At 41.0% G+C, this 24,237-nt stretch carries 22 protein-coding genes and 1 tRNA gene; 20 read left to right on the top strand and 3 right to left on the bottom strand.

Going from position 1 to position 24,237, the window contains the following annotated elements:
- Window positions 1-111: 111 nt before the first annotated feature.
- The 4 genes from BFP75_RS14275 to scpA all read left to right on the top strand — a co-directional run bounded on the left by BFP75_RS14275 (window position 112) and on the right by scpA (window position 5,992).
- Window positions 112-1,158 (top strand): sensor histidine kinase, encoded by a 1,047-nt coding sequence (locus BFP75_RS14275; protein WP_099546042.1) that lies wholly within the window; start codon window positions 112-114, stop codon window positions 1,156-1,158.
- A 465-nt stretch (window positions 1,159-1,623) separates the two neighbouring features.
- Window positions 1,624-2,385 (top strand): LytR/AlgR family response regulator transcription factor, encoded by a 762-nt coding sequence (locus tag BFP75_RS14270; RefSeq protein ID WP_099546041.1) that lies wholly within the window; start codon window positions 1,624-1,626, stop codon window positions 2,383-2,385.
- Window positions 2,386-2,457: 72 nt separating this feature from the next.
- A complete protein-coding gene (locus BFP75_RS14265; RefSeq protein ID WP_099546040.1) occupies window positions 2,458-3,843 on the top strand; it encodes a methylmalonyl-CoA mutase subunit beta in 1,386 nt (461 codons plus the stop codon).
- Window positions 3,836-5,992, top strand: a complete 2,157-nt coding sequence (scpA, locus tag BFP75_RS14260; RefSeq protein WP_099546039.1) for a methylmalonyl-CoA mutase — start codon at window positions 3,836-3,838, stop codon at window positions 5,990-5,992. The genes BFP75_RS14265 and scpA overlap by 8 nt, the downstream gene beginning before the upstream one ends.
- A gap of 54 nt (window positions 5,993-6,046) precedes the next feature.
- Here scpA and BFP75_RS14255 read toward each other — a convergent pair whose 3' ends face one another.
- Window positions 6,047-7,288 (bottom strand): MFS transporter, encoded by a 1,242-nt coding sequence (locus BFP75_RS14255; RefSeq protein ID WP_099546038.1) that lies wholly within the window; start codon window positions 7,286-7,288, stop codon window positions 6,047-6,049.
- Between the two features lie 236 nt (window positions 7,289-7,524).
- On the opposite strand from BFP75_RS14255, the gene BFP75_RS14250 reads away from it, so the two are divergent.
- The 6 genes from BFP75_RS14250 to BFP75_RS14225 are packed head-to-tail and all read left to right on the top strand — an operon-like array spanning window position 7,525 to window position 12,290.
- Complete coding sequence (locus BFP75_RS14250; RefSeq protein WP_099546037.1) at window positions 7,525-8,085, top strand: RidA family protein; 561 nt, start codon at window positions 7,525-7,527, stop codon at window positions 8,083-8,085.
- Between the two features lie 16 nt (window positions 8,086-8,101).
- A complete protein-coding gene (locus BFP75_RS14245) occupies window positions 8,102-8,917 on the top strand; it encodes an alpha/beta hydrolase (RefSeq protein ID WP_099546036.1) in 816 nt (271 codons plus the stop codon).
- 50 nt (window positions 8,918-8,967) lie between these two features.
- Complete coding sequence (locus BFP75_RS14240) at window positions 8,968-9,840, top strand: SMP-30/gluconolactonase/LRE family protein (protein WP_099546179.1); 873 nt, start codon at window positions 8,968-8,970, stop codon at window positions 9,838-9,840.
- 16 nt (window positions 9,841-9,856) lie between these two features.
- Window positions 9,857-10,702: a fumarylacetoacetate hydrolase family protein gene (locus BFP75_RS14235; RefSeq protein ID WP_099546035.1), complete on the top strand. Its 846-nt coding sequence runs from the start codon at window positions 9,857-9,859 to the stop codon at window positions 10,700-10,702.
- A gap of 14 nt (window positions 10,703-10,716) precedes the next feature.
- Window positions 10,717-11,481, top strand: a complete 765-nt coding sequence (locus BFP75_RS14230) for an SDR family NAD(P)-dependent oxidoreductase (RefSeq protein WP_099546034.1) — start codon at window positions 10,717-10,719, stop codon at window positions 11,479-11,481.
- Between the two features lie 2 nt (window positions 11,482-11,483).
- A complete protein-coding gene (locus BFP75_RS14225; RefSeq protein ID WP_099546033.1) occupies window positions 11,484-12,290 on the top strand; it encodes an SDR family NAD(P)-dependent oxidoreductase in 807 nt (268 codons plus the stop codon).
- A 285-nt stretch (window positions 12,291-12,575) separates the two neighbouring features.
- Here the strand turns inward: BFP75_RS14225 and BFP75_RS14220 are convergent.
- A tRNA-Arg gene (locus tag BFP75_RS14220) sits at window positions 12,576-12,647 on the bottom strand.
- A 153-nt stretch (window positions 12,648-12,800) separates the two neighbouring features.
- Window positions 12,801-13,511: a DUF4488 domain-containing protein gene (locus tag BFP75_RS14215; protein ID WP_240531800.1), complete on the bottom strand. Its 711-nt coding sequence runs from the start codon at window positions 13,509-13,511 to the stop codon at window positions 12,801-12,803.
- A gap of 478 nt (window positions 13,512-13,989) precedes the next feature.
- Between BFP75_RS14215 and BFP75_RS14210 the strand changes: the two genes are divergently transcribed.
- The 10 genes from BFP75_RS14210 (at window position 13,990) to BFP75_RS14165 (ending at window position 24,023) form a co-directional block, all read left to right on the top strand.
- On the top strand, window positions 13,990-15,441 hold the full coding sequence (locus BFP75_RS14210) for an arginine decarboxylase (RefSeq protein WP_099546032.1): 1,452 nt from the start codon (window positions 13,990-13,992) through the stop codon (window positions 15,439-15,441).
- Between the two features lie 22 nt (window positions 15,442-15,463).
- Window positions 15,464-16,402: an agmatinase gene (gene speB / locus BFP75_RS14205; RefSeq protein WP_099546031.1), complete on the top strand. Its 939-nt coding sequence runs from the start codon at window positions 15,464-15,466 to the stop codon at window positions 16,400-16,402.
- Window positions 16,389-17,366, top strand: a complete 978-nt coding sequence (locus BFP75_RS14200) for a deoxyhypusine synthase family protein (RefSeq protein ID WP_099546030.1) — start codon at window positions 16,389-16,391, stop codon at window positions 17,364-17,366. The genes speB and BFP75_RS14200 overlap by 14 nt, the downstream gene beginning before the upstream one ends.
- A gap of 6 nt (window positions 17,367-17,372) precedes the next feature.
- The gene (locus BFP75_RS14195; RefSeq protein ID WP_099546029.1) at window positions 17,373-17,699 is read left to right on the top strand and encodes a hypothetical protein; all 327 of its coding nucleotides are present in this window, start codon (window positions 17,373-17,375) and stop codon (window positions 17,697-17,699) included.
- A 183-nt stretch (window positions 17,700-17,882) separates the two neighbouring features.
- Entirely contained in the window at window positions 17,883-19,322 is a 1,440-nt protein-coding gene (locus BFP75_RS14190; RefSeq protein WP_099546028.1) for a carbon-nitrogen hydrolase family protein, read from the top strand.
- Between the two features lie 2 nt (window positions 19,323-19,324).
- Window positions 19,325-20,692 carry a 30S ribosomal protein S6--L-glutamate ligase gene (gene rimK, locus BFP75_RS14185; protein WP_099546027.1) on the top strand — a complete coding sequence of 456 codons (1,368 nt, stop codon included), beginning with the start codon at window positions 19,325-19,327 and terminating at the stop codon, window positions 20,690-20,692.
- Between the two features lie 402 nt (window positions 20,693-21,094).
- A complete protein-coding gene (locus tag BFP75_RS21905) occupies window positions 21,095-21,271 on the top strand; it encodes a hypothetical protein (protein ID WP_165776609.1) in 177 nt (58 codons plus the stop codon).
- A 592-nt stretch (window positions 21,272-21,863) separates the two neighbouring features.
- On the top strand, window positions 21,864-22,664 hold the full coding sequence (locus BFP75_RS14175; RefSeq protein WP_099546025.1) for a LytR/AlgR family response regulator transcription factor: 801 nt from the start codon (window positions 21,864-21,866) through the stop codon (window positions 22,662-22,664).
- Between the two features lie 199 nt (window positions 22,665-22,863).
- Window positions 22,864-23,352 carry a YybH family protein gene (locus tag BFP75_RS14170; RefSeq protein ID WP_165776608.1) on the top strand — a complete coding sequence of 163 codons (489 nt, stop codon included), beginning with the start codon at window positions 22,864-22,866 and terminating at the stop codon, window positions 23,350-23,352.
- A gap of 14 nt (window positions 23,353-23,366) precedes the next feature.
- The gene (locus BFP75_RS14165) at window positions 23,367-24,023 is read left to right on the top strand and encodes a hypothetical protein (RefSeq protein ID WP_123803478.1); all 657 of its coding nucleotides are present in this window, start codon (window positions 23,367-23,369) and stop codon (window positions 24,021-24,023) included.
- The last annotated feature ends 214 nt before the right edge of the window (window positions 24,024-24,237 follow it).

The following is a 24,237-nucleotide window of genomic DNA, read 5'->3' as shown; positions in this document are numbered from 1 at the left end:
TTAGTTAGCTCCTTTTAATAGGCCTTCATTAACTTGGGGGCCTATGCTCCATGAATAACCTCTTTGTGCCCAACCAACCAAAATTAATGTACATTTGAAACCATACGATTCATGCAATATAGTATCATGCTAAAGCCCGTTAAAATAGGTCAGATTCTGAAGATCTCTTTGCTTTTGGCCTTGTTGATATCCCTACCAAGGTCCATTTATATTTATAATATGTTATCCGATGGCAACCTGGAACTTTCCGGGGACCTGTTGATAGACTTTTTAGGAAGATATGTGTTTTTTGTGGTTTTCTCTTGGATCATGCTGCAGTTCAATACGAATACCGTATACTTATATTTTAAGGAATCCCCCAGACTTAGGGTCATGTTATCGATACTCGTTAACATCCTCATTCTAATACTGTTTCTAAACCTCTTCAATTATTTGTTTCCTTTTATTACCGGTCAGGAAATGGATGATAGGGCCAGGGGTTTCAGTAATTTCAATTATACGGTATTGATGGTGGTCCTTTTCTTTATTGCGAGGGTATTGCGCTTGCAGACAGACCAACAGGAAAGCAAATTGGAGAACGAACGGCTTAAACAGCAGAATTTGCAGAGCGAGTTGGCCGCTTTAAAAAATCAGATTGATCCCCATTTTCTGTTCAATTCCTTAAACTCGCTTACCTCATTGATCAGGGACAATAAACCGGCAACACAGTTTGTGAACAAACTTTCCCATATGTACCGATATATCCTTCAAAGCGGGGACTCCAACTTGGTGGCCGTTAAGGAAGAATTGAAATTTTTGGAAAGTTATGCCTATCTTATTGAAACGCGGTACAGGGATCGGTTTAAACTGAATATAGAGATCAACGAGGCGTATCTGGATGAAAAATTGCCGCCCATGGCCCTTCAACTGTTGGTAGAGAATGCGGTAAAGCACAATGAGATATCCGCTTCGCACCCGCTCAAAGTGGACATCGTTCAAAGGAACGGGTCTATTTTTGTAGAGAACGGTATCAGGCCTAGGACGAATTTGGCGGATGGAACAAAGAACGGATTGATAAATTTGAAAAAACGTTATGCCTTGCTTTTAAAACAGGACCTTACCATTCGGCAGGACAATGATATTTTCAGTGTGGAGCTACCTTTGGCAAAAGAAGCATGAAGCCTCATCGAGGGATTTGTTAGGGTAAGCTACATACCTATACAAGAGAAAATATTTGGTCATATCTTGTTGTGTGTAGATATAACTAAGTTTGGTTCTTTTTTACTATACCTGAAAAAATCGCCAAAGGTGATTTTGCCCTTAAAAACGTGACTCCTTCAGGTGTACTGGGAGTCTCTTGGTGGCTGGGTCGGGACACAGAAATAGGCACCGAAGGGACGGAAGTGCGGTGAAGGGTACAACGCATGTAGTCCCGAAAGGGGACGGTGCGTAGCAATTTCCTTGGCCCGACTTGATTTTTTGGTTCGTTTTTCATCAAGGAAAAATGAACGGAAGGACAAAAGTGTAGAATCATTGCTGAAGAATAGCATGTGTTTAGGATAAAATTAGGACTTGGCATTTACACATTTTAATTGAGATAGAAACAAATGTTCAAAACCAATATAGTAACCAAATTGTAAAAGTGTGCAAGTAATCATCGTAGAGGACGAATTGGCGGCCAGTGAAAACTTGGCCTATTTGCTTCAATCCATGGATGAAACCATTGAAGTGGAAAAGGTCCTGGAATCCGTGACCGATGCGGTGGATTTTTTATCCAGACCCTACAAGGCATCCCTTATTTTTATGGACATCCATCTGGCGGACGGACTTTCCTTTGAAATTTTTGAAAAAGTAGAGGTTACTACGCCCATTATTTTTACCACGGCCTATGACCAATATGCACTCAAGGCCTTTAAGGTAAACAGTATAGATTACCTCTTAAAACCTATCGATGAAGAGGAGCTTTCCGAAGCGATAAAAAAGTTCAAAAGCAGGACGCCGGACAAGGGTATAGATAAGCAACAAATAGACAGCCTGCTAAACTTGATCGGGGGTGGCGCCAGAAAGTATCGGGCGACATTTTTGGTGAGCCATCGGGATCAGCTCATCCCATTAAAAACGGATAACATCGCCTATTTTAGAATTGACACGGGCATTGTTAAAGGCATTACCTTGGATAATCAATCCTATGTCATGGACAACAAATTGGAAGAAATTGAAGAAGAATTGGATCCTTCCAAGTTTTATAGGATCAATAGGCAGTTTATTGTAAAAAAGGATGCATTGGAGAGTATCAAGTACTATTTTAATGGTAAGCTGATTGTAACCCTCACACCTTCTTGTGAGGAAAAGGTGGTAGTGAGCAAGGCAAAGGCCACCGCCTTTAAAAACTGGGTCAACACCTAATAGATATTTGCTGTCGTCAAACCTTTTTTCTTATTGTATCTTTGAGTAAGCACCCATTGAGATGATTGAGTGATGTCAAAGAAAAAAGCAGCACCTCTTTTCGAAGAATTTCCTTCCGTTTCCGCCAAAGCATGGAAGCAGAAAATCCAGTATGACTTAAAGGGAGCCGACTATAATGAGGAATTGGTATGGAAATCCAGGGAGGGAATCCATGTAAAACCCTTTTATCACAGGGAAGACTTGGGGGAACCTTGCCTCTCAACGGATTCCGAAAAGACTTGGAAAATAGGGCAGTTGATATATGCCGGGGTGCCTGAAAAGGCGAACAAAAGAGCCCTTAAGTTTTTGGAAAGGGGTGTGGAAACCTTTCATTTTAGTGTTCCCAATGAAGAAGTTCAGTTTGATGCCCTACTCAAGGACATAGACTTGCAAAAGATTCCAGTATCCTTCCATTTTTCCTTCCTATCGGCTTCTTATGTAGAGTCACTGCTCAAGTCCGCTGGTAATTTAAGATCGAATGTTCATTTACATATCGATATTATAGGAAATTTGGCACGCACGGGAAATTGGTTTCACAACCTAACAAAAGATCATGAAATTCTAGAGCGACTTTTAAAAACCGAAGCCGATAACCTTTTGAGCGTTGACACCACGTTGTATGAAAATGCCGGGGCGGATATTGTGCAACAACTTGGCTATGGTCTTGCCCATGCCCATGAATATGTGCAGCATTTGAATGACAAGGGCCTTTTAAAAAGCTTGGGAAAAATCAATTTGAAAGTGGCCATTGGAGGCAATTATTTTTTTGAGATAGCCAAATTGAGGGCGCTACGGCTACTTTGGACTACCTTGATGGAAGATTATGATATCAAGATGGATTGCCTCATAGTCGCCGAACCTTCCCGAAGGAACAAGACCCTCTACGACTATAATATGAACATGGTACGAACCGCGGCCGAATCCATGGCAGCGATTTTGGGTGGTGCGCAGGTGGTTTTTAATCATCCCTATGATAAAATATACCATAAGGACAATGCTTTTTCCAGCCGTATCGCCTTAAACCAGCTATTGATCTTAAAGGAGGAGGCCTACTTCGATAAGGTGGAAAATGCAGCCGATGGGGCTTTCTATATTGAGTCCCTCACCCGCCAATTGGCCGAAAAGGCATTGATTTTATTTAAATCCGTTGAAAAGGAAGGGGGATTCCTAAGGCAGTTGAAAACGGGAGCTGTTCAGCAAAATATCGGGGAAGCAGCCAACAAACAACAGGAGCAATTTAACCAAGGGAACGAGGTGCTTGTGGGCACCAATAAATTTGTAACTGGTTCCGATGCGATGAAGACTCATTTGGAACTGTACCCCTTTGTAAAGACTGCACCAAGGAAAACCTTGATTGAACCTATTATTGAATCGCGGTTGGCCGAAGCTATGGAACAAAAAAGGTTGAAGGATGAGTAGAAGGGATGTAGGTCATATCAGGCTTAAATCAAGTGGGGGAGCGTTTACCACATCGGGTAAATCCCAAAAGGAATTCAATACCGCGGAGGAAATTTCCTTGAAACAAAGATATTTCAAAACCGATGTTGAAGATTTGGAGCATTTGGATTTTCCAGCGGGAATGCCACCTTTTTTACGAGGCCCCTATGCTACGATGTATGTTCAAAAACCATGGACCATCAGACAGTATGCCGGTTTTTCAACGGCCGAAGAGAGCAATGCATTTTACAGAAGAAATTTGGAAGGAGGGCAAAAGGGCCTATCGGTAGCCTTTGACCTTCCTACCCATAGAGGTTATGATAGTGACCATGAACGGGTGGTTGGCGATGTGGGCAAGGCCGGGGTTGCCATTGATTCCGTGGAGGATATGAAAGTGTTGTTCGATGGAATTCCGTTGGATAAAATGTCGGTTTCCATGACCATGAACGGTGCCGTAATTCCTATTATGGCCTTTTACATTGTGGCTGCCGAAGAACAAGGTCTTTCCAAGGAGCAGTTGTCAGGTACCATCCAAAACGATATCCTAAAGGAATTCATGGTCCGCAATACCTATATCTACCCACCAGCGCCATCGATGCGTTTGGTAGCAGATATATTCGAATATACCAGCCAAAACATGCCCAAGTTCAATAGCATCAGTATCTCCGGATATCACATGCACGAAGCGGGTGCTCCCGCCCATATGGAACTGGCCTATACCTTGGCAGATGGTATGGAGTATATCAGGACTGGTTTGGAAGCCGGTCTAAAAATCGATGATTTTGCGCCAAGGCTCTCTTTCTTTTGGGGTATTGGGATGAATCATTTCATGGAAATCGCCAAGTTAAGGGCCGGAAGAATGTTGTGGGCAAAGTTGGTCAAGAAGTTTAGTCCGAAAAATGAAAAATCATTGATGCTGCGTACCCATTGTCAAACCAGTGGATGGAGCCTAACAGAGCAAGATCCTTTCAACAATGTAGCCAGGACCACTATAGAGGCCATGGCTGCGGTGTTTGGAGGAACGCAAAGCCTACATACCAATGCCTTGGATGAAGCGATAGCATTACCAACCGATTTTTCGGCAAGAATAGCACGGGAAACCCAATTGTTTCTACAGGAAGAAACCAAAATTACCAAGACCGTAGATCCTTGGGCAGGCAGTTATTACCTAGAAACCTTAACCGATGAATTGGCACATAAGGCTTGGAAGCTTATTGAGGAGGTGGAGGAACTTGGCGGAATGACCAAAGCGATTGAGGCAGGAATTCCCAAAATGAGGATTGAGGAGGCAGCGGCCAAAAAACAGGCCCGTTTGGATAGTGGCAAAGATGTTCTTGTAGGGGTCAATAAATACCGATTGAAAAATGAGGATGACCTGAGCATATTGGAGGTTGACAATGAAAAGGTACGAATCCAGCAAATAGATCGGTTGACTACTTTGAAGGCTCAACGTAATGAAGAAGAAGTACGTCGTATATTGAATCGCATCACCGGTGCAGCAAAAGATTCAATTAAAGAAAACAGACAGCGGGATAATTTACTAGCTTTAGCTGTAGAAGCGGCAAGGTCAAGGGTTACCTTGGGCGAAATCAGTCAGGCACTTGAGGAAGCTTATGGAAGGCATACCGCGACCAATAATACCATTTCGGGCGTGTATTCCAAAGAAATCAAACAAGACGATAGTTTTAAAAAGGCCGTTCGCATGGCAGATGAACTGGCGGAGCAAGAAGGGCGGAGACCTCGGATTATGGTGGCCAAAATGGGGCAGGACGGACACGATCGCGGAGCCAAAGTGGTGGCTACGGCCTATGCCGATATTGGTTTTGACGTGGATATAGGTTCCCTTTTCCAAACACCAAAGGAAGTTGCCAAACAGGCGATGGAGAATGATGTACATGTTTTAGGGATCTCATCCTTGACTGCGGGACATAAGACCTTGGTGCCGGCCGTTATTGAGGAACTTAAGGCATATAATCGAGGTGATATACTTGTCGTGGTGGGAGGTGTCATTCCAAAACAGGATTACCGATTCTTACAAGAAAAAGGAGTAACTGCAATATATGGTCCGGGAACTAAAATTAGTGAAGCGGCTATCGAAATACTGGAAATTTTACTGGAGAATAACAAATAGCATAAAAAAAAGGGACCAAAACTATGGTCCCTTTTTAATATTGATAATAAGATATTAGGCAGTAGCCACTTCACCGGATTTTCTGTTTTTCATCCAAAAATATAGAATCGTGAAAAGAATTATTAATGCTCCGGGGAAAAGTGTTAGTTTTTCTAAGGTCATTTGTCCTGCTACTAATTCTAACTCATCACCCGTATAACCTTCGCTAGCCGCTTTAGCTAAATCACTATCTATCCATCCTCCAATAACGGGTTGGACAGCTCCGGTCATGAACATACCAATAGCTCCTATGATAGACATTCCTAAAGCCCCGCTTTTTGGTATTTTATCCGCTACAAACCCAATCATATTAGGCCAAAATAATGCTATACCAAATGCGAAAAAGATGGCAGCTAAGTAAGCCATAGCACCCGTTTGGGTACTGAAAAGATATACCCCTATAGTGGCTAAAATAGCAGAACCAAGAAGTACACCAGATTGGTCGAATTTTTTAACAAAATCACCACCAAAATATCTTGTTATGGCCATTAATCCAGCAGTTAATGCAAGAATAATCATTGGATTTGCACCACTTTTATCTAAGATAAGACCCACCCATTGGTTTGGTCCAAATTCCGATATGGCGGTTAATGTCATACAGAAGGCAATAAAAAGAAATAACGGGGAGAATATTGATTTAAAATTGCCGCTTAAAGTTGCTGCCTCCTCCACTTTTGCTTTTGGCCAAGATTGTCCAAAAAATAGGAAAGCATAAATAATCGTTGGTACTAGAATTATCCAAATCTGAGTCTGCCATGATAAACCGCCATCAGTCATGAATTTCGATAATAAGCTACCTATTGCAATTCCTCCAGGAAACCACATATGAAAACGGTTAAGCATTTTACTCATTCGCGAGCCTTGATAGGCATCTGCAATCATAGGATTACAAGCCGCTTCGGTACAACCGTTTCCAAGTCCAATAAATAAAGTAGAAATCAACAAACCAATATAGCTTCCGCTATATATAGTGAGAACAATTCCTAGAGCATGAGCAAAAAAGGCAAATTGCATAATGGCTTTACCTCCTACCTTATGGTAAATAAGGCCACCTACAATCATTGCCAAAGGAAATCCAAGAAACCACATAGAGTTGATAAATCCTAATTGCTCTCCAGTTAGGCTTAGTTCTTCGCTTAATTGTGGTAAAATACCAGCTCTAATACTAAAAGAAAAGGCGGTAGTAATCAAGGCGAAACAACTGGCATAGAACAGTCTGTTCGCATTTACGTTTGAAGTTGCTGTTGAACTCGTCATATTTGTTGGTTTTGTTATTATGTTTTTTTGGTTAGCACGCTAAGCTAATAAAAATGCGATAATTTCTCTTGTTTTTTATGAAAATCATAGTTTAGGTGTATCCTAATATAGGATAATGAAGAATCTTAGGGGTGCAAGTGAATTTTTAAAAGCTATAAAACGGTCCATTTTCCTATTTGTAAACTACATACGTATAGAGTACCTTGGAGCAGAATCCATAATTTAGAATCAAGGTTATGAAACAAATTTTGACTGTCATTTTTATGTGTTTAGTACTGGGCTGTAAAAATGAAATGCCCAAAAATGAAGTAGAAAAACTTCCTTTGGATGAGAATTACTATCCAGAAGCGAGTTTAAATCGATTAGGCATTGAATTAAGGTCCATAGGAAAGCCCATGGCCAACTATGTACATGCCGTAAGAACTGGAAATTTGCTTTTTCTGGCCGGGAAAGGACCCAAACAAGCAAATGGGGAAAATGTAGTGGGGAAAGTAGGGTCAGACCTGACGGTTGAGGAAGGCTACAATGCGGCTAGAGAAGCGGGTATCAACCAATTGTCCGTTCTAAAAGAAGAATTGGGGGATCTGCGCAGGGTTAGGCGTGTGGTACAGGTAAAGGGCATGGTCAATGCGGCATCCGATTTTACGGACCATTCCAAGGTAATCAATGGGTATTCCGACCTAATGGTCGAAGTTTTTGGTGAAAACGGAAAACATGCAAGAGCTGCCGTAGGGATGGGTTCATTGCCCGGAAATATGGCCGTTGAGGTTGAAATGGTAGTGGAGATACAGGAATAATAAATATAGGTAGAGCATGAAAAGAAGTTTCTTGGTGATTTTGGTAATGTGTATAGGTCTTCCGGCATTGGCCCAAGACCTGGCCTATACCCTAGAAGAGAATATTGGCTATTATAATGGACTAACGGATTCACAAACGGACTATCAAAAAGAGCGCTGCAAACTGGATGTCTATTATCCCAAGGACACAACGGATCTTCCCGTTGTGGTCTGGTTTCATGGTGGTGGATTGGAAGGCGGTGAAAAGCATATCCCGGATGGATTGAAGGAACAAGGAGTGATGGTCGTGACCGTGAACTATCGCCTACATCCAAAAGTGCAGCACCCTATTTACATCGAAGATGCCGCAGCAGCGGTCGCTTGGACCTTTAAAAACATAGAAAAATATCATGGTAACAAAAACAAAATCTTTGTAACGGGTCATTCGGCGGGAGGCTATTTGGCCAGCATGGTTGGCCTGGATACCGGTTACCTTTCCAAGTATGACATTGACGCCAATAAAATTGCCGGACTTATTCCCTTTAGTGGGCATTCCATCACCCATTTTACCATCCGGAAGGAAATGGGTATAGCCGGTACGCAAGCGATAGTGGATGAGTTTGCACCTTTATTCCATATACGGAAGGATGCTCCGCCCATGTTGTTGATTAGCGGAAACAGGGAATTGGAAATGCTGGGCAGGTATGAGGAAACCGCCTATTTTTATAGGATGATGAAGGTCATTGGCCATCCAGATGTGGAATTGATGGAGTTGGATGGGTACGGGCATAACATGGTGTATCCGGCCATTCCCCTTCTGTTGAATTTTGTAAAGGAAAAATCAAAGGTATAGCTAAGATCTTGCTTTTGAATATTCCAGAATTTCTGAAAGAAACATACATCATGGAGGTAGAAGTTGTACATGGTCACCAATGTGAATTGGGCGAGGGACCGGTTTGGGATTCTAAAAACAATGTAATATGTTGGGTGGATATTTTGAACGGGGAAATCCACGAGTATTCGCCGAGCAAAAAGAATCACAAGATGTATCCGGTTAAAAAAATGGTTGGCTGTATTGCGGTATGCTGTGACAACAATTTTATTTTGGCTTCTACATCGGGTATCGGTTTTTTAGATAGGGAAACCGGAAAGATAACATATGTGGATAATCCTGAAAGCCATTTACCGGGAAATAGGTTCAATGATGGAAAGTGTGATCCTGCCGGCAGATTGTGGGTGGGCAGTATGTCCCTATCCGAAGATGCCGATACGGGCGCGGTCTACGCCTTTTCTAATGATCAAAGCACCTTAAAAATTAAGAACACCACCATTTCAAATGGTATGGAATGGAGTCTAGATCACCAAACTTTTTACTTTATCGACACCCCAACACAAACCGTTGTAGCTTACGACTATGATAAGGCCAACGGAAATATAAAAAACAAAAGAGTGGTCATTAGGATAGAGGAGAAGGAAGGTTTTCCGGATGGGATGACCATGGATTCAGAAGGGATGCTTTGGATTGCCCATTGGGGCGGATGGCAGGTGACCCGTTGGGATCCCAAAACGGGAGAAAAGTTATTGAGCATAAAGTTTCCGGTAGCAAAAATCACTTCCTGTACCTTTGGCGGAAAGGATTTAAAAGATCTCTTTGTAACTTCGGCAAAGGTGGATCTGACCGATGGGGAATTACAGGAACAACCTCCGGCAGGTGCTCTATTTGTAGTTAAAGAATGTGGTTATCAAGGTGTGCCCACAGTTTTATATGAAACTTAATTAAATATAAAATAGCATGAAGCTGATACGATTTGGCAAACCTGGAGCGGAGAAACCGGGAATTTTGGATGTTAATGGCAACAGAAGGGACTTATCCAGCTCCTTTACGGACTGGGACCGCTCCTTTTTTCAAAATGGGGGACTCGAAAAACTACGTGGTTTGGAATTCTCCAAGTTTCCGGAGGTCGATGACAAGGTTCGGTTGGGGTCTTGTGTTGCCCGTCCGGGGAAGGTTATCTGTATCGGTTTAAACTATTCAGACCATGCTTCCGAATCGGGTATGGCAATTCCGCAGGAACCCATTATTTTCCAAAAAGGGGCGAACACGGTCGTTGGGCCTAATGACAATATTCTAATTCCCAGAAATAGCGAAAAAACGGATTGGGAGGTGGAATTAGGGGTTGTGATAGGTAAGGATGCCAGATATTTGAACAGTGCTGAGGAGGCCAAGGACTACATTGCCGGTTATTGTATATCCCATGATGTATCGGAAAGGGCTTTTCAACTGGAGATGGGCGGACAATGGACGAAAGGAAAATCCTGTGATAACTTTAATCCTTTGGGTCCTTTTTTGGCAACTTCCGAGGAAATCGAAGATGTCCATAATCTAAAAATGAAACTTTGGGTCAATGGGGAACAGATGCAAAACGGAAATACCAATACCATGATTTTCGATTGTTATTATGTGGTACACTACCTGTCGCAGTTCATGACCCTTGAGGCAGGAGATGTAATCTCTACTGGGACCCCACCAGGGGTAGGTCTGGGAATGAAGCCGCCCAAGTACTTAAAGGCAGGGGATAAAGTGGCCTTGGAAATAGAAGACTTGGGCAGACAGGAACAAACATGTAGCAATGCATAACCAATTTTTAAAATATGTTCAGGTTAAAGGATAAGATAGCCGTTGTTACGGGTGCAGGAAGTGGAATAGGACGTGCCATAGCCGTGGTCTTGGCAAAACGGGGTGCAACGGTTCATATTTTAGAAATAAATGAGGAAGAAGGCCAAGGGACATTGTCCATGATTCAAAAAGATGGGGGGAAGGGTCAGGTACATACCTGTGATGTAAGCCATCAACAGGAGGTTATTTCCACTTTTGAGTCCATTGGAAAAATAGATATTCTGGTCAATAATGCAGGGGTTGCCCATATAGGTACGGCAGAGACGACAACCGAAGCAGATTTAGACCGAATTTATCAAATCAATATAAAAGGGGTTTATAATTGCTTGTATGCGGCCATACCCCTCATGAAGAAAAATGGTGGTGGTAGAATCATTAACATGGCAAGTATAGCGGCAAGCATTGGAATTCAGGATAGGTTTGCCTACTCCATGTCCAAGGCGGCCGTGGCAAACATGACCCTTACCGTGGCCAAGGATTTTATAAAGGACAATATCACCTGTAATTCCATTTCGCCGGCCAGGGTACATACACCCTTTGTGGACGGCTATCTCGCCAAAAACTTTCCAAACAATCAAGAGGAAATGTTTGAAAAATTATCGCAAACGCAACCTATAGGTAGAATGGCAAAGCCCGAGGAAATAGCGAATTTGGCATTGTATCTATGTAGTGATGAGGCCGCATTTATAACAGGTACAGACTATCCTATTGACGGTGGATTTATAAAATTAAATAGCTGAAGATGAGACTCGATAAAAAGATTGCATTGGTTACGGGTGCCGGTAAAGGAATAGGGAGGGAAATCGCTGAAGGATTTGCCGCGGAAGGTGCCATTGTCATCATAAATGATTTGCCCGGAGCAAACTATGCAAAGGACGTTGTTGAGGGAATTAGTAGCAAGGGAGGCAAGGCGGAATTCTATGCAGCCGATGTCTCCAAAGTGGAAAATATTCGCAATATGTTCCGATATATCGAGGAAAAATATGGCCGATTGAACATTTTGGTCAACAATGCCGGCATCACAGGTTGGAGCGATTTTTTTAATACCGATGAAGCGTTGTTCGATAAGGTCATCAATCTGAATATTAAGGGAACCTTGTTCTGTGCCATTGAGGCTGCCAAATTGATGAAAAAGAACAAAAATGGAGGTAGTATTATCAACATATCTTCCATTTGCTCGGTATTGAGCGTAAAGAACCTTATTTGCTATTCTACTAGTAAAGGGGGAATCGAGGCCATGTCAAAGCAAATGGCCGTTGAGTTGGCACCTTACAAGATAAGGGTCAATACTTTTGGTCCAGGACCGATCAACACGGAAAGAAATTTGGAAGAGGACCCGGACTACCGAGAGAATTGGGGTCGTGTAGTGCCCATGAAAAGAACAGGTGAACCTGAAGAAATGATTGGCCCAGCCGTTTTTTTGGCCTCTGACGAATCCAGTTATGTGACGGGTCAATTGTTCTATGTGGATGGCGGTTGGAGCGTACAGGGAAAATTTGCGGAGGATAGTATGGACAGCCAGTTAAAGAATAGTGGAGGAAAGGGTTAATGATTTTTGACTAGGATATTCCGGGTATTTGATAATGCGTAAATCCTATCTTTATGTCACCTCGAGCGCAGTCGAGAGGTCCTTTTTTATAGACAATATTTGGATTTTCTTGATATCTAAAATAAGCCTCTGGAAGAGATAACTACGTTGTTCTTTGGTAGCTCATGTTGAAAATGCATACAGATGGCTATCGCTTTACAAACTCCAACAAAAAAAGGACCAACAAGCTGTCCTTTTTTTATTTTCGGTTGTAACACCTTGGGTGCATCTATATGCATTTATTTGTAGCCTCGGCAAGAATCGAACTTGCATCTAAAGTTTAGGAAACTTCTATTCTATCCATTGAACTACGAGGCCAATATTCACTTTTTCAAAGTTTTCGGGAATCAATTTATCATATCCCCAAAAATCTATCTATTTACAGAACCCTGTCCAACGTTAGGTAGGTACGAGGCCAAATAGGCTGGCAAAAATAGGGTTTTTTGTGAATTGTATGCAAAAGGAATTACATCAATTTCTTCTGGACCATATTTCATACATGGGCTCCCCCCTGCTATTATTGCCGGTATGATGCCAATCGTCCCCTTTAATTTCGTAGTTGAACTCTAAATTGGCACCTACCCGATTGTTATCACGGGAAAAAAATTCGATGTTCTCCGTATAGACCCCGTCCACCGATGTAAAACTACCGCCGCCCGTTCCGGAGAAGGCCATGGTTTCTGTTTGGTAGGCAATCCACTGAAAGCGACCGTCCAACAAAAATTTCAATGTTTTTCTGGGGTTTTCCTCGCCGCGACGTTCCTGCCCCGTATCAGGACCTGGAGTGGCAAATAGCCATTGTCCATCCAAGTCTTGTTCCACGGCATCCTTTTTTTGTAAGGTAACGGCTTTTTCTATCTGAAGCATGATTTTATCCGCATTAAGCGAATAGGGTATCTCCATCACTTTTAGACTGTCCTTTCCAAAGTCGGAATTGAACTCAAGATTAATTTTGATCTTTTCGCTATCGGCAGAGTAGAAGCCTCCAAGCGTCTTTACAAACTCGGCGGGGTTCGTTTTATAAATGGTATGGGTGAGATAACCCTTATCGATTTTGAGTTCGTGACGGATATTTTCTTCATCGGATAGGTAGACACCGGAAGAAATTTGGGCGTTTGCCAAGCTTACCAGCAAGGCAAAAATGACAAAATGGACCTTTTCTATATATTTTGTTTTTTTCATCTTATAAGTTTTATACCTAAAAATAATGAATAAGATACTGAATATAAATAGTTTGTGGTTTTAATAAAATGAAAAAATTAAGCTCTTTGGTCTTTTTTGTTCCCTTGAACGTATTTTGTTTCAAAACCGTTGTTTTTTCAATTTTTTTGTTTTCATTTGTGCCATAAAATAAGAGAAATCTCTTTGTAAGGGCTTTGCCTTTAGCTGAACATAATGCAATTTGTTTCTATGTTCGGATTTTTGGGAAGTAGGAAGTCAAACCCAAAAATGGCTTATAAGATAAGCAGCCGGATATTAAAGCTGACTTCCTATTTTAACCCCTCGATCGTGCAGAGTCAGCACATCTACTTTTTTATTCCTACTACCCAAAAACAAATTCTTATTTGATTTGAAAATACATCATGTTTTCTTAACATGAAAAGAGCACATTTAATTAAATATTAAAACGTATTTTCAAACATCGAATATAATTTCTTACATGAATACTAAATATATTGATTTAATTGATCAGACCTATTTTTTCCCCCAGGATGAGTTTACCTTGGACGGTGATCACCTGAAATTCCACAATATTCCATTGAATGATTTGGTCGAGGAATATGGAAGTCCCTTAAAATTCACATATCTACCTAAAATATCGGAGAATATTGCGCGTGCCAAGAACTGGTTCGCAAATGCTATTAAAAAGAACGATTATAAGGGCAAGTACCACTACTGTTATTGTACCAAAAGTTCGCATTTTCAGCACGTAATGCACGAGGCATTAAAAAACGATATCCATATAGAAACATCTTCGGCCTTTGACATCAACATTGTGGAGCAATTGAAAAAGGACGGTAAGCTAAAGGATGATTCCTATATTATTTGTAATGGGTTTAAGCGTGAACAATACATTGAGAATATCGCACGTCTAATCAATAATGGACATGACAACTGTATTCCCATCATTGACAATTATGAGGAAATAGAACTGTTATCGGATAGCATAAAGGACACCTTTAAGGTAGGTATACGTATTGCATCGGAAGAAGAGCCAAAATTTGAATTTTATACATCCAGATTGGGTATCGGCTATAAAAATATAGTGCCATTCTACGAAAACCAGATCAAGGACAATGATAAAGTGGAGCTTAAGATGCTTCATTTCTTCATCAATACTGGTATAAGGGACAACGCCTATTATTGGAACGAATTGGTGAAATGTCTTAAGGTCTACGTTAGGCTTAAAAAGATTTGTCCTTCTTTGGACAGTCTTAATATTGGTGGTGGATTTCCCATAAAGAACTCTTTGGCCTTTGAATATGACTATCAGTATATGGTGGACGAAATCCTGAACCAAATCAATATTGCCTGTACCGAGGCCGAAGTACCTGTTCCCAATATATTTACGGAATTCGGGAGCTTTACCGTAGGGGAAAGTGGCGGTGCCATTTATGAGATTCTCTATCAAAAACAACAGAACGACCGTGAAAAATGGAATATGATCGATTCCTCCTTTATCACAACCTTGCCAGATACGTGGGCCATTAACAAGCGTTTTATCATGTTGCCCATTAACCGGTGGAACGATGAGTACGAGAGGGTACTTTTGGGAGGGCTTACCTGTGATAGTGATGACTATTACAACAGTGAGCAGAACATGAACGCCATCTATCTACCAAAATATAAAAGGGATAAACCTCTATATATAGGTTTCTTTAATACAGGTGCTTATCAAGAGACCATTGGTGGTTTTGGCGGCTTGCAGCACTGCTTAATTCCGCAGCCCAAACATATCCTGATCGATAAGGATGAAAATGGGGAATTGATAACCACATTATATAGTCCACAACAGACCGCTGAGGATCTTTTGGAAATTTTAGGGTATGGGGACTATCAAAAAGGGAAAAGGAAAAAATCAACAAAGGTTGAAAAACAGCTTTCAAATTAATTTGTTCTAATTTTTAAATCAGATGAGTACATCAAAGAATTATGCAGGTATACCTGACAAATTCGCCCAATTGGAAACCGCTAAGGTTATTTTGATTCCGGTCCCTTATGAAGGTACCACGACTTGGGGCAAGGGAACGGTGAACGGACCCAAGGCCTTTTTGGAAGCCTCCGAAAATATGGAGCGCTATGATATAGAGACCGATACCGAGGTGTACGAACAAGGTATTTACTTGGCAGAATCGATAGAGGGCCATACTTCGCCCGAAGCCATGGTCAACGAAGTCCACAAAATCACGAAGGACTATATAAAAAGAAATAAATTTGTAACCTTGGTAGGCGGGGAGCATTCCATTTCCATTGGTACGATCCGTGCCTTTAATGAATGTTTTGACGACCTCACCGTGCTGCATATAGATGCCCATGCAGATTTGCGGGAATCCTATGAAGGAACCAAATACAATCATGCCTGTGCCCTGCACGAAGCCAGCCAGACCACCAATCTGGTACAGGTTGGTATACGTTCCATGGATGCAATAGAGAAGACTATTATGGACGAAGAAAAAACATTCTTCGCTCATGAAATGGTTGCCGATGAATATTGGATGGACAAGGTCATAGAAGCGATGACGGATAATGTCTTCATTACCTTTGATTTGGACGCCCTGGACCCTTCCATTATGCCATCTACGGGAACGCCGGAACCAGGGGGACTTTTATGGTACGAGACCTTGGAGTTTTTAAAGCAGGTCTTTGAGGAGAAAAACGTGGTAGGTTTTGATTTGGTAGAGCTTTGCCCAAATCCTTCCGCTAAATCCTCGGATTTTGTGGCAGCAAAGTTGTATTATAAAATGTTGAGTTATAAGTTTATGGGACAGGACGCGGATGAGGAGTATGATAATACCTATGATGTGGACTATAAATCGAACAACAGTTTAAAATTTAACGATGACGAAGAATAAGGGAGCTATCTCCAATTTTATTGAAAAATATTATTTACACTTCAATGCCGCTGCCCTGGTAGACGCCGCCAAGGGGTATGAGGAGCAACTGAACAATGGGGCCAAGATGTTGGTGTCCTTGGCAGGGGCCATGAGTACGGCGGAACTTGGTAAGATTTTCGCGGAGATGATCCGCCAGGACAAGGTGCAGATCATTTCCTGCACCGGTGCCAACCTGGAGGAGGATATCATGAACTTGGTGGCCCATTCACATTATAAACGTGTGCCAAATTATCGTGATTTGACCCCACAAGAAGAGTGGGATCTGTTGGAAAAGGGTTTGAATAGGGTAACGGATACCTGTATTCCAGAGGAAGAGGCCTTCCGCAGGTTGCAAAAACATATTTTCAAGATTTGGAAGGATGCAGATGATAAGGGAGAACGTTATCTACCGCATGAGTTTATGTACAAAATGTTGCTTTCAGGTGTTTTGGAGGAGTATTATGAAATAGATTTGAAGGACTCTTGGATGTATGCCGCAGCGGAAAAAAACCTGCCCATTATCTGTCCGGGTTGGGAAGACAGTACCATGGGGAATATTTTTGCCTCCTATGTACTAAAAGGAGAATTGAAGGCACGTACCATGAAATCGGGTATCGAATACATGACCTTTTTAGCGGACTGGTATACCGATAATTCCAAAAATGGTATCGGGTTTTTCCAAATTGGTGGAGGTATCGCTGGAGATTTTCCCATTTGTGTAGTGCCTATGTTATATCAGGATATGGAACGTACGGATACGCCTTTCTGGAGCTATTTTTGCCAGATCAGCGATAGTACCACAAGTTACGGATCCTATTCGGGTGCCGTGCCCAATGAAAAGATTACCTGGGGAAAATTGGATATAGACACCCCAAAATTTATTATAGAAAGTGATGCGACCATTGTTGCACCTTTAATTTTTGCTTATCTTTTGGACTATTAATTATTTATGGACAAGAACGCACATTTAAAAAAAGTCATTGTAGACTTTAAGAAGTTGACCCCCGAAGTTTTGAAGCTTTTAGTGGAGCGCTATCCAGATGGGTATGATGATCGTAATATCATATCCTTTAAAAACGCACAGGGTGAGCGTATAGAGGCCGTGGAGGTCTTAACGGAGGATACCAAATATTTGGTGAAGATCAGTGCCAAGTTGGAGTATACCATGGAGAACTACGATGAGGACGACTACGAGGATTTTGCTGATGATGATCCGGATGCAATCATTGAGCCTGACCCCAAAGACATGGTGGATGGGGAAGATGATGAGGACTAATCTTTAGGTTTTATTATAAAATCGATCATACTAAAATGTTGGGTTTGGGTTCTTTTGGCCTAAACCCATACTTTTTTAAATTGGCCACGGGACTGGAGACTACTTTGTACACCTGTGCATCGCCTCCAAATCCCTTGGAGTTTACATATCGAGAACCGTGGGGCTAAAGCTGAATTTGACTGCATGAAAGTAGAAGAAATTGAAAATATAGAACTGGAGTACCTAAGCCTTAAGGATTATAAGGAACTTAAGGAGGCCATGGTAACCTCTTATCTGAATGTTCACAATGCCGCTTGGACGGAGAAGGAAATCGATCGTTTGATCAAAAAATTTCCTGAAGGACAGGTAGTGATAAAGATCAACGGAAAGTTGGCGGGCTGTGCCCTATCCATTATCGTGGACTATGCCAAATTCGAAAATAGGCACACGTACAGAAAGATTACTGGCAACTATACCTTTAATACGCATACGGACGAGGGCAATGTGCTTTATGGTATCGATGTCTTTATTGTTCCTGGTGGGCGTATGCCTAACTATCACAAATACGCCAAGGAACTTACACCCAAACAGTACATAGAAAAGGTGCGTCATAAGGAAATCGAAGATCCTGTCTTGAATTTTCAGATCAGTAATGACTTTCATCCCTCCAAGGTCATGAAAGGCTATTTGGAAGGGGATAAGGATTCAAACGACTTTGCCATTCTCATGGAGTGGGACAATATCTACTATCAAAAACCTACGGATGAGATAACCACGGCGAAGACCATCGTTCGGTTGGGCCTGATACAATGGCAAATGCGTCCGTATAAGGATATCGACGAACTCTTACAACAGGCGGAATATTTCATTGATTCCGTATCGGGTTACCGGTCGGATTTCGCCCTGTTCCCAGAGTTTTTCAATGCACCTTTGATGGCAGGGAACAACCATATGAGTACCCCCGATGCCATTAGGGAACTGGCCAAGCATACCGAGGTATTGGTACAAAAGTTTTCGGAGTTTTCCATCACGTATAACATCAATATTATCGCCGGAAGTATGCCAGAGGTCATCGATGGCAAGCTTTACAACGTAGGGTATTTGTGCAGAAGGGACGGTTCAACGGAACGTTATGAAAAACTGCACGTAACCCCAGACGAAGCCAAGGTTTGGGGTATGCAGGGCGGAACCAAATTACAGGCCTTTGATACAGATTGTGGTAAGATTGGGGTACTGATCTGTTATGATGTAGAGTTTCCTGAACTTCCACGGCTGTTGGCAGAGGAAGGGGTGGACATCCTTTTTGTGCCCTTCTTGACGGACACGCAGAACGGATATTCACGCGTTCGCAATTGTGCCCAGGCCAGGGCCATAGAAAATGAATGTTACGTAGCCATTGCCGGTAGTGTGGGAAACTTGCCCAATGTGCAGAATATGGACATACAGTTTGCACAGAGCATGGTTTTCACCCCGTGTGATTTTTCCTTTCCCACGAACGGAATCAAGGCAGAGGCGACTCCCAATACGGAGATGATACTGATTGCCAATGTGGACATCAGTTTGTTGCGGGAATTGAATCAATTTGGGGCGGTACGCAATCTTAGGGACCGTCGTAAGGATATTTTTGAACTAAGAAAAAAATAACATTGGAAGATTTAAAGATTATAGGTAGCGAGGAATGGTGCGTGTTTAAGGAATTGGGCGTTCCGGCCATCAAGGCCAGGGTAGATTCCGGCGCCAAGACTTCCTCCATACAGGCGACCAACCTGAAAATTGTGAACAAAGGGGCCCAGGAATGGGTAAAGTTTGAGGTGAACCCCTTACAGGAAAACCGTAGCATTGCCCTAAACTGTGAGGCACGTTTGATTGACCGGCGGATGGTGAAAAGCTCCAGTGGTATTTCAGAAGAGCGTTTGGTGGTACGTACCCCTGTTACCTTGGGCGAAAACACTTTTGACATTGAACTAACGCTTGCGAACAGGGACACCATGGAATTCCGAATGCTGTTGGGTAGGGAGGCATTGACGGACCGTTATATCGTGAACCCTGCGGTAAATTATCAGATACAGGAGTTTAGCGAAGATGAGATCACGGAAAAGTACAAGCCCTATTACATGGAAAAAACGGGATTGAAGATCGGTCTGTTGGCAAGCAACCCAAACCTGTACAGTAACAAACGCTTGATGGAAGCGGCCGAGGCCCGTGGGCATGAAATTGTCTTTTTAAATGTGGAGCAGGCTTATATGAAACTGGATGCCCATTCTCCCGAGATTAGGTATCGTGGGGGGAATATTCTAAGGGATTTTGATGCGGTCATCCCTCGAATAAAACCGGCGGTGACTTTTTACGGCTGTGCGGTGATACGTCAGTTCAATAATTTGGGTGTCTATTGCCAGAATTCCGCGGAGTCCATTACCCAATCGCGGGACAAGCTCTTCGCATCGCAGTTGTTCTCCAAGAACGATATCCATATACCAATTACCGGTTTTGCGAAATCGCCTATGGACACTAAGGATTTGATCAAAATGGTGAACGGTGCGCCGTTGATCATCAAACTGTTGGAAAGTACGCAAGGAAAGGGCGTGGTGTTGGCGGAGACCAATAAGGCCGCAGAAAGTGTTATCAATGCCTTTAAAAGCGTGAACACGAATATCCTGGTACAGGAATTCATTAAGGAAGCCAACGGACAGGATATCCGTTGCTTTGTGGTCAATGGTAAGGTCGTGGCCAGCATGCAGCGCCAAGCGGAAAAGGGCGAGTTCAGGGCCAATATCCATCAAGGCGGTAAGGCCTCCATGATCAAGATTACCCAAGAGGAGAAAAAATTGGCACTGAAGGCCACCAAAGCCTTGAATTTGGCCGTTGCCGGCGTGGATATTATCCGTTCCTACAAAGGACCCCTGTTATTGGAGGTGAATTCCTCCCCTGGTCTGGAAGGTATTGAAAACGCTACAGGGAAGGACATCGCCAATGAAATGATCAAGGCCATTGAAAGGAAACTTAAGTTTAGTTAGGCTGAGATTCCATTTTAAATGCTCTTTTGATTGATTTGCAAGGACGCATCTAACTTGTTTCGGAAAAACAACCTATTGCATCATGGCTCCGTTAGGAGCTTTGGGAAATGATTTTTTTTTGCTATTTCTGTTAGTTGACAACCAAATATAGTTAGCAAAAAACCGTCACCAAAAATTCAGACTTGATAAAATTGGGGCACCTAATTTTCCATTGTGATATTTCTGTTTTCTTAAAGACTAAAATCCTCTTAAGGGATTGGTTTTTTAAATACATTCAATCATAACAAAATGAAAGATATGTAGTTAATTCTTGCCGATCCCGTGATTTTGAAGGTACGCCCTGCGGGAGGTTTGAACCTTCGGAAATCTTTAAAAATAGTATTAACAGTAAAACATTGTTCTATGAAACCTTTTCAAAGACCCACTCAGCACACTGATAGCGAACACCTATTCTTTCAAAGACCGGTTGCCCGTTCCGCAAGGGATTTGGCAAAGGATCCCTACCATATTTTCGGGGTTCAGCAAAACCACAATACTTTTAAGGGCCAACACCACTATAGCTTCAAGGCTGCCAGATAGCCATTAGTTTTATACTCAGCTAACTCAAACATACTACAAGCCCTTTTTTAAAGGGCTTTTTTATAGATTTAGTAAGGGTTCATTTATAGTTTTGACTGCGAATCCCTATTTTTCTTGTCATTCTGACGACGAGCATAGCGAGAAGGAAGAATCTGTTTTAGGGATGGATGCTTCGTTTCACACGGTATAAACCATTTACTGTGAATCCTAGTATTTCTTTGACCAATATCCATTTTGGACATTATTGCTCCAATGGAAAAAGTATAGTCTATAAATCCCGACCCTCCCCATTCCGCTGTCGCGGAACACCCCTCCCTTCTCAGGGAGGGGAGCTTTTTTTGAATACAAAAAGTATATGAATCAAAAGCCTTAAGCTCTCTTGTCATTCTGATGACGAGCATAGCGAGAAGGAAGAATCTCTAATTACCCTTATCCCTCCAAATACCAAAACTTTATTTGCACCAATCAATAATTTGTAGGATTTTTAAGGCACTTCCCCTAAAATAGAAATATAGTAACTTGTTACTATATACAATTGTTGGCATACATTCCGAATGGAACTAGTAATTTTATACAAATAGAATAATTGAAAATGATTCCCACCAAATTTGAACTGAAAAAAGCAAACCGATTTTTACCATACATTGTATTAGTTGGCTTGGGAATTGGGACTGCCAATTTCATAATGAATGGCGATCTGAATTGGATTCAATGGGCTATTCAATCTCTATTTACAAGTTTTCTTATTGGATATACCACTGTACTAGTAGCCGTAAACAAACCTTGGTTAAAAATAAATATTAATCCCGTTTGGAAATTATATATTGTATTGTTAAGTATATTTTTAATTATAGGTTTTTTCGCAACAGAAGTTGAACATGTCATACGCTCGTTGATTTTTAAAAGCGAACCTTATCAACCTTTTTCAGCTGGTAAAATGTATCTTTTTAATGGTGTAATATCCGCAGTGCTAGGTTTCAGTATATTTCATAACAATCATCTAATTCAAAGTAGTAACACCAAATCCATTGAAAAGAATTTGAAATCCTCAGATATTAGCTCGAGTATTCCAGTAAAGCAAGGTGATAATATTTTGTTAATTCCTATACAAGAAATTGTCTATTTTGAAGCTTACGACAATTATTCTTTCGTTTATGATTTGAACGGTAAAAAAAGGCTTTGTGACTATTCTTTACTTTTCCTTGAAAGAAGACTGGAAAAAAAATTTTCGAGAATACATCGAAAGTATCTGGTAAATGAAAATCATATTAAACAAATTAAACCATACATTAATGGTAGATACATCATTGAATTTTCTATAAAAGGCTTATCATCCATAACCAGCAGTAAAAGTTATTCAAACACAATTAGAAGGATAATTAAAATTGAGTAGTTGTTGCTACAATTTTTATTTTTCAATAGATTCTTTACCGTCTTCAATCATTCGCCCTATTTTTGGTTTAACTCACTTGATTTTATGACCTCTTACCATAAAACCGTTTCATAACCTATTAAAATTCTGCTACTTGCGTTTGAATTTAATTGGAAGGGCTGAAATGCTCAACCAGCATATTAACCTAAAATTTATTCCTATGAGAACAATAGTCCTTTGTAGTTTATTAAGTGCGATATTATTCAATAATTGCGCCAGCAAAAAAGTAACCAATAATGATGATGTTCTTAAGGAAGAGAACCATCCAGTACGAGAGTTATATTTGTCTTCAATTGAAGCATTGAATGAAGGAAATCTTGATTTGTTTCTTACCAATTTTGCACCAGAGATTAAGATGTATGGAACCGATGGCAATTATTTTGGACAAAATGCATTACGAGAACGTTTCCAGAATGTGCTTCAACAATTTCCTGATATGAGAATGGAGATCCCCAAACTGACACTAGAAATGCTTTCCAAAGATGTAGTACTTGTAAACTTTAAATGGAAAGTATTTCCAATGAATCAGGGTCCTGCATACAGCGGAATTGGTTCGGGTATATATACTTACCGGAATAATAAATGGTCAGAAATACTTGAAATTGAAACAGTGACACATATTGCCAAAGAATTACAAGTTCGTAAATAACTTAATTAGGAAAAATGCAAACATTACACAACACAAATATTTTAATACACATAATAACTGGCTCGATAGCTCTTTTGCTCGGATTAATGGCTTTATTAAGTAGAAAAGGAGGTGTTGCCCACAATAAAGCCGGAAGGTGTTTTTTAATATTTATATCTGCTGTAATCTTCACAGGATTAATAGGAGTGCTGGTTTTTGGAAGAAATACATTCTTATTGGTCATTACAATATTAAGTGGCTACGTTTCTTTTTCAGGATATAGAATTTTGAAGTTGAAATCGAACATCCCTAAAAAATTCGATATCCTGGTTGCCATAGTTAGCCTTTTGATTTTGGTCTATTTCTTATACTATTTCAAGTCAATTGGGATGATATGGTCACCTATTATAATTTATAGTACAGTTGGTGCTTTACTAATTGTTATCTCATACGATTTTTTAAGATATTTAATTCCAAGAAAAAAATATACTAAAAATCGGATTTGGATTTATGAACATATATACAAAATGACTAGTGCTTTTTCGGCTCTGCTATCTGCGTTTATAGGAACAGTTTTTGAAGAGTATCAGCCACAAAGTCAATACATTCCATCTGCGTTAGGTATGCTAATTATATTAGGCTTTATTATTTATGTCTATAAATTCGGATTAAAAAGACTTCCGAAATCATAAAAAAATGAGAGAACAAAACTAAAAAACGTATGCCAACAAAGAACTGAGGTAAAAAACAAACAAATTCTTCCTTAATTTGAGACATTATTATTCCACGCTCATAGGTTCAATAACTTGATTCTTTGAGCTTTTTTTATTCAATCCATCTTCTATTTATCTTGGCAGTATGGAAACGTAAGTTTCATCATATGGTCTACCAGATTTTGCAATAGCA

Origin of the sequence: Maribacter sp. 4G9 (assembly GCF_002742265.1) — a bacterium.
Classification (GTDB): Bacteria; Bacteroidota; Bacteroidia; order Flavobacteriales; family Flavobacteriaceae; genus Maribacter.
This window is presented reverse-complemented; position numbering and strand designations above follow the sequence as displayed.